The following is a 10,172-nucleotide window of genomic DNA, read 5'->3' as shown; positions in this document are numbered from 1 at the left end:
ATTATAAATATACAACTTTATGAATCTTTATGCAATGATATTTATTTATAATCCGAAGAGCTTTTAGAATTAATCGCTCCCTTTAAGATTATATTTCTCATGAGATTAACTACTTGTTTAGGGATTTAAGGGAAATGAGGAAAGCATAAAGAAATTTCTACCTGTTGAAAACTAGTAAGGAAAGATTTAAACTGAACTAGTTATTTTAATAACAAGCTTATATAAGGGTGACGATGTGTTATCCTTTTTTTATTCTAGAAAAATTTTATACATTTTTTATATATTTTTTACGACTTTTTATTCAAATCATTGTTATACTGAGAACAATAACAATAAAGTAATATTTTCCTAGTAATGTATCGAAAAGGCAATTAAGGGGAAATGTGAAAATTACTGCTTAAGACCTAGAACGATTTAAAGCTTAAGAGCGTTAAACAATAGATGAAAGTATAAGAAAATAAGAAACGAATTGTAAGACAGTTCTATTAAACATGTACGTATCCGTTTAAGACGAACAGAGTACTCGACTTCAGCTTAACAAAAATGGGAGTTAAGGGTTAATCGTTAACGCAGCTATAAACGCTGAAAAACGTTCTATTGATGAAAATCACTAAAAAACAAGGATAAATTTGATTGTGGATAGGAGGTATTAAATTGCAGGTTTATATTATTCTAACAAACACTGGAACATTATTTACAAGAATCATTAAGGTGTTTACTAGATATCCATTTAATCATGCGTCTATATCCTTTGATCAGCAATTAGATGTTGCATATAGCTTTGGCCGAAAAAAGCCTAACAATCCTTTCATTGGTGGCTTCGTAAAGGAAGATATGGAAGGACAGTTATTTAGGCAAGCGTCATGTGCTATTTATAAGTGCACAGTGTCTGAAAGTGAGTATAGAGAAATGATCCAAAGAATTAAACAAATTGAGGAGCAACAAGAGCTTTATAAATACAATTTTATTGGGTTATTTGCAGTATTGCTAAATAAAAAAATGAATCGAGAGAAAGCCTACTTTTGTTCACAATTTGTTGCCACCATTTTATCGAATGGTGGGATATCAATTAAGGATAAACCTGCTTGTTTAGTGAAACCAAATGATATCACTGAATGTGGTCGTTTTGAGCTAGTTTATCAGGGGGATTTAAGAGGCTATCTCCTCAAACATGGTAAGGAAATTGAAAAACAAGCAGAAAAAAGAAATAGGCGATTATATTATTTAAATAGCATTTATACAAAATTAGCGAGGACAATTGCTAACTAAATTTTTATTTATAAAAGGAGTTTATGTGAACTCCTTTTTATTATGCCTTAAAAGCCTAGCGTTTTCATTTAAATGATGATTAGGATAAGATAATAAGAAAGGAATAATTGGAGGAATAATATGATAGCGAAAATTGAAAAACGCGAAAATGAATATGCTGCAATTTTTGAAAGAGAGTATCATCATTCAGTTGCTTCCGTATGGTCTTGGCTAACAAATAATGAAAAATTAGCAAAGTGGTTCTCTGAATTAAGTGTTGCTGAACTGAAAAAAGGCGGAGTGATGAAATTTGATATGGGGGACGGAACATTTGAAGAGATGGAAATTATCGCTGTCACTCCGTATGAAGAACTAGCGTTTATGTGGGGGGAAGATCGTGTTTATTTTTATTTAAAGGAAGAAAAAGATAAATGCAGACTAACATTTGTAGAAAAGCTAACAAATGTTACACCACATACACCAAAGGATCTTGCAGGATGGCATGTTTGTTTAGATGTAATCGGAGAGCTTTTAGATGGCAGAACGGTCCATAATCGCAAACAGCTTTGGGAAGGTTGGTATGAAAAATATAAGCAAGCATTAGCGGACTATCAAGAGTAACTAGCTAGTTCCTCTCTCTTAATAATTTGATTAATACATATAGAGTGATAACTGTTTATTGCTAAAAAAGAGCAATCAGATTGAGGTGCAAATTTTATGACAGATATGCCGATAATCGCAGAACACTCTTTTGCAACAGTTGAAGAAACGGTCCAACAGCAAAAAGAGTTTTTTAAAAGCGGGCAAACATTTTCTAAGGAATTTAGGATGAAGATGCTCCAAACGCTAGCAGATATCATTAGGGCAAATGAGCGTGATATTTGTACTGCATTAAAGCAGGATTTAAACAAGTCTGAAACAGAAGCATATATGACTGAGGTTGGTTTTTTACTTGAGGAAATCAGGTTTACGATTAAAAGATTGAATTCGTGGATGAAGCCTGTGAAGGTAAAAACAGCAAAGACTCATATTGGCTCAAAGGGATATAAAGTAGCAGAACCATATGGTGTGACATTAATTATAGCACCGTGGAACTATCCATTTCAGTTACAATTGGCGCCATTAATTGGGGCAATTGCTGCAGGTAACACGGCAATTTTAAAGCCATCAGAGCTAGCACCTCATACATCAAGGCTTATTGCAAAACTGATGAAAGCAAGCTTTGACGCAAACTATATTGCTGTTCTTGAAGGTGGAATTGAAACGACAAACCATTTACTTAAGCAGCCCTTTGATTATATCTTCTTTACCGGAAGTGTTCCTGTCGGAAAGATTGTAATGAAGGCTGCTGCGAAACAATTAATTCCGGTCACTCTTGAGCTTGGTGGGAAAAGCCCTTGCATTGTTGATGAAACGGCGAATATTCCGCTAGCTGCTAAACGAATCGCTTTCGGTAAATGGACAAATGCAGGACAAACTTGCATTGCTCCGGATTATCTTTATGTACATCACTCTGTACGGGACAGATTGATTGAAGAAATTAAAAAAGTTGTAAAAGATTTTTACGGATTGGATGCTTCTAAAAATGAAAATTATCCGAAAATCATTAATAGCAAGCATTTCCAACGGGTAAAAGGCTATTTGTCTGATGGAGAGCTTCTGTACGGTGGTCAAGTGGATGAAGAACAACTTAAAATTACCCCAACCTTGATGAGACCGAAGGATAGGTCAGTACCTGTCATGACAGAAGAAATCTTTGGACCAATTCTTCCGATTCTTGAATATGAAAAGGTGGAAGAGGTGATTGAGTTTGTCACAAATCGCCCAAAGCCATTGGCGCTCTATTTATTTACAACGAATACCCAAACTGAAAAACAAATTCTTGAAAAAATATCGTTTGGTGGCGGGTGTGTTAACGATACATTGATGCATATTGCGACACCATATCTTCCATTTGGTGGTGTTGGTGAAAGTGGTATCGGCACCTATCATGGTGAGTCGAGTTTTGTTGCATTTTCACATTATAAAAGCATCCTAAAGCAAACGAATCGTTTTGATTTAAGCATTCGTTATCCAAACGCAAAAAATAGCTTAAAACTCATGAAAAAATTAATGAAATAAATAAAAGAAAGCTGGGGAAGGCATGAAATTAAGTGTGCTCGACCAATCTGTTATTCGAATGGGGGAGACTGCGAATCAAGCATTCGAAAAAACAACAAAATTAGCTATGCTAACAGATGAATTAGGCTATACGAGATTTTGGGTTGCTGAGCATCATAATACGAATGGGCTAGCCGGTACTTCACCAGAGGTTCTCTTAGCGCATCTTGCTGCACATACGAAGCGAATACGCGTTGGATCTGGTGGTGTACTGCTCCCACAATATAGTCCGTTTAAAGTTGCAGAAAATTTTAAAGTATTAGAAGCCCTTTATCCAGGTCGGATTGATTTAGGTGTCGGACGATCCCCAGGAGGTTCACCGGTAACTAGATTGGCATTAACAGATGGAATAAGAAAAAGTCTTAATGAATTTCCTCGGCAAGTTCGTGATTTACAAAGCTTTTTAACAAATGAAATATCGAACGACCATCCATTTCACCAAGTGAAGGCTTATCCACAAAGTTATACAATGCCAGAGATGTGGATGCTAGGTGTAAGACAGACTGGAGCAATGCTTGCCGCTGAGTATGGGACATCCTTTACATACGGTCATTTTATAACACCTGTAAATGGAAGACAGGCAATCAACCAGTATAAAGACCATTTTCAACCATCAGCATTTCTAAAAACACCTAAAGTGAATGTTTGTATTTTTGTCGTTTGTGCACCGACAAAGGAAAAGGCAGAGGAAATCGCATTAGCTCAAGACCTTTGGCTATTAGCAGTTGAAAGAGGTGGAGATACGAGAATTGTTTCAAATGACGAAGCAAGAAATTACCAGGCTTCAAAGGCTGAGTTGGTGAAAATGAAGCAAAATCGAAAACGAATGATTGTTGGAGATCCTGAATATGTAAGGGAGCAACTCCTTTTATTAAGTGAAACATATGGAGTAGATGAATTTATGATCATAAATAATGTATATGATTTTGAAGATAAACTTTATACATATCGTGCTCTAGCAGAAATGTTTCTTTAAACATTGCGAGAAGGTGGAAAAATGAAATTAAGTATTTTAGACCAATCACCGATTTCATCTGGTCAAACAGCAAAGGCTGCACTAGAAGCATCTGTTAAACTAGCACAAATTGGTGAAGAATATAAATATACAAGATATTGGATTGCAGAGCATCATGATTTACCAGGCTTAGCATGCTCTGCACCAGAGGTAATGCTAGGTTATATCGGTGCAAGAACAAATCAGATACGGATTGGTTCAGGTGCGATTTTACTACCGAATTACCGGCCTTATAAAGTAGCTGAAACTCATCATTTATTAGCAACTCTTTTCCCGAATCGGATTGATTTAGGAATTGGGCGTTCCCCTGGTGGTTCTGCAGAAGTGTCAATGGCCCTATCGAAAAACTTTTTAGAGGCTGTGAGGGAATTTCCTCAAGCAGTTAAAGAGCTTAAAGGATTTCTAGCTAATGACTTTGCTTCGGATCATATGTATGCAAAAATAACAGCTGCACCACTTCCACAAACAGCACCAGAGCTTTGGCTTCTCGGAATGAGTAAGAAAAGTGCGTTACTTGCAGCGGAGAACGGATTACCCTATGCGTATGCTGACTTTATGAGTGAGACGAATGGTACTGAAATCGTAAAGCTATATTATGATAACTTTACTTCAGAGCATAATGCAAAGCCAGAAACGATTGTTGCAGTATCCGTTATTTGTGCAGAAACAACAGAAAAAGCAGAAAAGCTAGCATTGAGTAGCCTGCTTTGGAATGTTTTAATGGCAAAAGGAGAGGCTAGAGAAGGGATTCCTTCAGTTGAAGAGGCGGAGTCATATCCTTTTACAACTAAGGACAAAGAGTTGATAATGAATATGAAGAAAAACATGATTATCGGCAATCCACAGGAAGTAAGGCAGAAACTCATTGAGATAAAAACGATGTACCGAGCTACAGAATTAATGCTACTTACGATAACTCATGAACCGAAAGACAAATGGCGATCGTATGAGCTTATTGCCAAGGAACTATTATGTTAATAAAACGAGAGAAGAGGTAAGCAGAATGAAATGTAAAATTAATCGAAATGCAGCAAAGGTTTTACAAAAGATGTTAGATAATGAAGCGAAGGAAGGCGAAATGATTCGTGTATATGTCACACATCAACACGGAGACCATGCTCACTATGACATTTCTCTTGATACTCCAACAGAGCACGACGAAATTGTAAGCACTGATAAAGGGATCGATGTATTGCTAGACAAACGTGAGGAATTTCTTGATGGTGTTTGGGTTCAATACTTCTATGTCCCAAGAGAAGAATTCGTTATCACAAATCCATCAAAGGGGAGCCCTACACACTAATTTCATAGCATCCTCCAAAAACAGTCCCCATGAGAACAGGTGGGGACTGTCCCCAATATTCAATCTGCTTTTTTCTTTGAATATCTAGTTCCCGTTAGTTATCATACAGTTAAAGATAAATACAACGTAAATAACTTTATAGGGTAAGGTGTCGAGCATCTATGCAAAAAATTCTCCCAGCTATTTCATCTCTTAAACAATTTGAAGTATTCTTACAAAGTAAATACGAAATAGGTGTCTATTTAGAAATTCATATTTCTCAACTTGCAAATATTCATAAGCTTGCTTCAAAGCATAAGAAGAAGATGATTTACCACGTTGATCTCATTCACGGCTTAAAAAATGATGATTATGCAACAGAATATATTTGTCAGCAATTCGATCCATATGGCTTAATTTCAACAAAATCAAGCGTTATTTTAAAGGCGAAGCAAAAGGGTGTTATCGCGATTCAACGAATGTTTTTAATTGATTCACATGCATTAGATAGAAGCTATCGACTTATCGAAAAGACAAAGCCAGATTATATAGAAGTATTACCAGGCGCAATGCCGTGGATGATTAAGGAAGTAAAAGAGAAAACAAATATAAAAATCTTTGCAGGTGGACTTATTCGGACGAAGAATGAAGTTGAAGAAGCGCTACATGCAGGTGCTGATGCAATTACAACATCTAAGCAGGAGCTTTGGGAGCTATAATAAATAAGGAAATGTACGTGCTGAAAAATATAAGGGGATGGTTATGATAGAGAGATGGTTAACGATGTCAGATGGGCACCATGTGTATGTGAAAAGCTGGGGGGAAGATCAAGCAATAGAAACAAAGAAAGCGGTCATTCAGCTTGCACATGGAATGGCAGAGCATATTCATCGGTATCAGCCTTTAGCAGAATTCCTGTCCTCAAGCGGCTATCTTATTTATGGTCATGATCACCGTGGACATGGAAAAACAGGAGAAAAAAGTGCAAGTCTAGGATTTTTTGCAAATGAAGATGGTTTTGAGCGTGTTGTGGAAGATGTTAAAGAAATTAATGATTATATTCATACTATACATCCCGATCTTCCTGTTTTTATTATGGGGCATAGCATGGGTTCATTCATCGTTCGCCGCTTCCTACAGCGATATAAAGGAGCAGTAGTTGGTGCGATTATTTCAGGAACTGGTGGGAATCCTGGGCTTATGGGGAAAGTCGGAAAAAGAATAGCTAAATCACAAATGAAAAAACTTGGAAAGCAAGCTAAAAGTCCTCTGATGAATAAACTGATTTTTGGAGGCTATAATAAAAAGGTTTCGAATCCTGAGACTGATTTTGATTGGTTAACCCGTAATAAAAAGGAAGTCGATAAGTATATAAACGACCCGTATTGCGGCTTTATCGCTACAGCAGGCTTTTATTACGATTTACTAAGAGGAATTGATGTCATCCATCAAAATAAAGAGGTGGCCAAAATGGAGAAGGACATCCCATACTTCTTTATAAGTGGTACAGAGGATCCTGTTGGTCAAGCAACAAAAGGTGTGATTAGCGTTATAAATCAATTAAAAAGAAACGGAATCAATCAATTAGATTACAAGTTTTATCATCAAGGACGCCATGAAGTGCTAAATGAATTAAATCATGAGGAAGTTAAAGCAGATATCATCAACTGGTTAGACAATCAATTAAATCAATTAAGACCATCCTTTAGCAAATAATCATCTGAACGTGTGGCTTTCCTTAACCTTCGATTCTTGAACAAGTACGATTGCTTTTGTGGTTTGTCAATTGATGGAAAGTTGCAAAGTGTTAACAATTATTTAAAAGGGGATTAACTGTTGTTACTTATAAACAGTTAGTCCCCTTTTTTGTATTTTTAAGAAAACATTGCTGGACTATTAACTAAACTATTGCTTTAATTCCTCTTCGATATACGATGATGCTATCAACCTAGTAGATAAATAAACTGAAAACGTTTTATTTATAATTGACAAATAACAAATAGGAAAGTAACATAATAATTAAGTTATCGGTAAACTAATGATTTGGGGGTTACAACATTTTGAGTAAACTAAAAAATGAACTTGAAAACCATTTATTAACTCATATTTTACCTTTTTGGATGAAGTTAAAGGATGAACAAAATGGTGGATTTTATGGAACCGTTAATTACGATTTAACAGTTGATAAGCAAGGAGATAAAGGTGGAATACAAATTTCCCGATTTTTATGGTCGTTTTCTGCAGCCTATCGGATTACGAAAAAACCTGAGTATTTAGAAATAGCTCATCACGCATATCAATTTTTAGTAGAGAAAATGTTCGACCACGAGCATCAAGGACTTTTTTGGCTACTTGATTATCAAGGGAATCCTAAAGAAACACAAAAACATATTTATACACAATCATTTGGTATTTATGCTTTAAGTGAGTATTATCGTGTAACGAAGAATGAAGAAGCTTTAAAATATGCTAATACCATTTTCGATTTAGTGGAAACTTTAGGCTTTGATAAAGAAAATAATGCTTACAAAGAGGAATTTGACCGTAGCTGGAATGAGCTTCCTAACGATAAATTAAGCGAGAACGGTGTTATTGCTGATATTACAACAAATACACATCTCCATGTGCTGGAAGCTTATACAAATTTATATAAAGCTAATCCAACAAAAATAGTCAAAGAACGGATAACAAATTTAGTTGAGGTTTTCTATGAAAAAATCTTTAATAAAGAAACGAAATTCCTCAAAGTATTTTTTGATAAGCAATGGAATTCCTTGCTCGATTTAAAATCATTTGGACATGATATTGAAGCGAGCTGGCTAATTGATGACGCCATTAAAGCGATAGGGCTTGAGGATGATCGGTATGTACAAATGGTGATTGATATTGCGTATAACATTGGAAACTCACACGCCATTCTTAAGGATGGTTCGTTAGCAAACGAACAGCTTGGCGATAAAGTAGATTATACCCGAGTGTGGTGGGTACAGGCTGAAGCAATTGTCGGGTTTCAAAATGCTTATGAAAGAACGAAGGATGAGAAGTTTTTACAATTAGTTGAACATCTATGGGCTTATATAAAAGAGAATATCGTTGACCATCGTGAAGGTGGGGAATGGTATTGGTCTGTTGAACCTGATGGCAAGCCGACGGAACGAGCTGTAGGGGAACCGTGGAAAACTCCGTACCATAATTCTAGATTCTGTTTAGAAATGATCGAAAGGATGAACTAAGATGATACATGAAAAATACTTTGAATTACTAGAAAAACAAAATGAATTATTAAGTAAAAAGAATAAGAAAAAGGAAGATTTTTATAACGGTGTATATGACCGCTATGAAAATCCAGTTATTACACGTCACCATGTACCACTACATTGGCGGTTTGATTTAAATAAGGAAACAAACCCTCATTTTATGGAAAGGCTTGGAGTTAATGCGGCATTTAATCCAGGGGCAATTTATTTAAATAATAAATACTATTTAGTCGTGCGAACAGAAGGCTTAGATCGTAAATCAATTTTCGCTCTTGCTGAAAGTGATAATGGAATCGATAATTTTCGTTTCATCGACACACCGCTTGTTTGGGACGACATTGATGAAAAGGAAACAAATATTTACGATATGCGCTTAGTTCAACATGAGGATGGTTGGATTTATGGTATCTACTGTTCAGAAAGCAAGGATCAGGATGCGCCTGAATTTGATACGTCAAGTGCTGTTGCTCAAGCAGGCTTAGTTCGAACAAAGGATTTGAAGAAGTGGGAACGTCTGCCTAATATACAAACACCATCACCGCAACAGCGTAATGTAGTGTTACATCCTGAATTTGTTGAAGGGAAATATGCGTTCTATACTCGTCCGCAGGATGGATTTATTTCAACAGGATCAGGTGGTGGAATTGCATTTGCTTTATGTGATGATATTTTAAACCCTGTCATCCATGATGAAAAAGTAATGCATGAAAAGCGCTACCATACCATTTATGAAGTAAAAAATGGCCAAGGACCTGCGCCGATTAAAACTGATAAAGGCTGGATTCATATTGCCCATGGTGTAAGAAATACAGCTGCTGGTCTTCGGTATGTTCTTTATACAATTGCTACAAGCTTAGAGGATCCTACAAAAGTGATTGCAACTCCAGGTGGGCATTTTATTGCTCCGTATGATGAAGAACGCGTAGGAGATGTGTCAAACGTTATTTTCTGTAATGGTGCAGTTGTCAATGAAAACAATGAAGTGTTTATTTATTATGCATCAAGTGATACCCGCATTCATGTTGCAACAACAACGATTGAAAAGCTAGTCGATTATACCTTCAATACTCCGGAAGATCCATTCCGCTCATTAGATTGTGCGAAGCAGCGTAAAGGTTTAATCGAACAAAACTTACAATTGCTTAACAAAGTGAATCAATAAGAGATGATTGGCTAAAAGAGGCAGATTTGCCTCTTCTTATTACGTCGG

General features: G+C 36.1%; 10 protein-coding genes. All 10 read left to right on the top strand.

Annotation, left to right across the window (positions count from 1 at the left end; translation table 11 throughout):
* The first annotated feature begins 654 nt into the window (after positions 1-654).
* Positions 655-1,269 (top strand): hypothetical protein, encoded by a 615-nt coding sequence (locus HU235_RS17555; RefSeq protein ID WP_174881052.1) that lies wholly within the window; start codon positions 655-657, stop codon positions 1,267-1,269.
* 120 nt (positions 1,270-1,389) lie between these two features.
* Complete coding sequence (locus HU235_RS17550; RefSeq protein WP_145581339.1) at positions 1,390-1,869, top strand: SRPBCC family protein; 480 nt, start codon at positions 1,390-1,392, stop codon at positions 1,867-1,869.
* 96 nt (positions 1,870-1,965) lie between these two features.
* Positions 1,966-3,369 carry an aldehyde dehydrogenase gene (locus HU235_RS17545; protein WP_174881051.1) on the top strand — a complete coding sequence of 468 codons (1,404 nt, stop codon included), beginning with the start codon at positions 1,966-1,968 and terminating at the stop codon, positions 3,367-3,369.
* A 22-nt stretch (positions 3,370-3,391) separates the two neighbouring features.
* Positions 3,392-4,384 (top strand): LLM class flavin-dependent oxidoreductase, encoded by a 993-nt coding sequence (locus HU235_RS17540; RefSeq protein ID WP_174881050.1) that lies wholly within the window; start codon positions 3,392-3,394, stop codon positions 4,382-4,384.
* A 21-nt stretch (positions 4,385-4,405) separates the two neighbouring features.
* Positions 4,406-5,401 (top strand): LLM class flavin-dependent oxidoreductase, encoded by a 996-nt coding sequence (locus HU235_RS17535; protein WP_174881049.1) that lies wholly within the window; start codon positions 4,406-4,408, stop codon positions 5,399-5,401.
* A 25-nt stretch (positions 5,402-5,426) separates the two neighbouring features.
* Positions 5,427-5,726: an iron-sulfur cluster assembly accessory protein gene (locus tag HU235_RS17530; RefSeq protein ID WP_095297269.1), complete on the top strand. Its 300-nt coding sequence runs from the start codon at positions 5,427-5,429 to the stop codon at positions 5,724-5,726.
* Positions 5,727-5,887: 161 nt separating this feature from the next.
* Positions 5,888-6,424: a glycerol-3-phosphate responsive antiterminator gene (locus tag HU235_RS17525; protein WP_174881048.1), complete on the top strand. Its 537-nt coding sequence runs from the start codon at positions 5,888-5,890 to the stop codon at positions 6,422-6,424.
* A gap of 43 nt (positions 6,425-6,467) precedes the next feature.
* Complete coding sequence (locus HU235_RS17520) at positions 6,468-7,421, top strand: alpha/beta hydrolase (protein ID WP_233452258.1); 954 nt, start codon at positions 6,468-6,470, stop codon at positions 7,419-7,421.
* A gap of 344 nt (positions 7,422-7,765) precedes the next feature.
* Positions 7,766-8,938 (top strand): AGE family epimerase/isomerase, encoded by a 1,173-nt coding sequence (locus HU235_RS17515; RefSeq protein ID WP_233452257.1) that lies wholly within the window; start codon positions 7,766-7,768, stop codon positions 8,936-8,938.
* Between the two features lies 1 nt (position 8,939).
* Positions 8,940-10,124, top strand: a complete 1,185-nt coding sequence (locus tag HU235_RS17510; protein WP_145581345.1) for a glycoside hydrolase family 130 protein — start codon at positions 8,940-8,942, stop codon at positions 10,122-10,124.
* Positions 10,125-10,172: the final 48 nt, after the last annotated feature.

It is taken from the genome of Metabacillus niabensis (genome assembly GCF_902829255.1).
Taxonomy (GTDB): domain Bacteria; phylum Bacillota; class Bacilli; order Bacillales; family Bacillaceae; genus Metabacillus; species Metabacillus niabensis.
Note: the sequence above shows the minus strand (reverse complement) of the source record. Positions and strands in the feature narration are given on the sequence as shown.

Bases quoted from the DNA above. Each gene is read 5' to 3' on its own strand.
- HU235_RS17550 (WP_145581339.1), top strand. From the start codon at position 1,390: ATGATAGCGAAAATTGAAAAACGCGAAAATGAATATGCTGCAATTTTT.
- HU235_RS17545 (WP_174881051.1), top strand. From the start codon at position 1,966: ATGACAGATATGCCGATAATCGCAGAACACTCTTTTGCAACAGTTGAA.
- HU235_RS17540 (WP_174881050.1), top strand. From the start codon at position 3,392: ATGAAATTAAGTGTGCTCGACCAATCTGTTATTCGAATGGGGGAGACT.
- HU235_RS17535 (WP_174881049.1), top strand. From the start codon at position 4,406: ATGAAATTAAGTATTTTAGACCAATCACCGATTTCATCTGGTCAAACA.
- HU235_RS17530 (WP_095297269.1), top strand. From the start codon at position 5,427: ATGAAATGTAAAATTAATCGAAATGCAGCAAAGGTTTTACAAAAGATG.
- HU235_RS17525 (WP_174881048.1), top strand. From the start codon at position 5,888: ATGCAAAAAATTCTCCCAGCTATTTCATCTCTTAAACAATTTGAAGTA.
- HU235_RS17520 (WP_233452258.1), top strand. From the start codon at position 6,468: ATGATAGAGAGATGGTTAACGATGTCAGATGGGCACCATGTGTATGTG.
- HU235_RS17510 (WP_145581345.1), top strand. From the start codon at position 8,940: ATGATACATGAAAAATACTTTGAATTACTAGAAAAACAAAATGAATTA.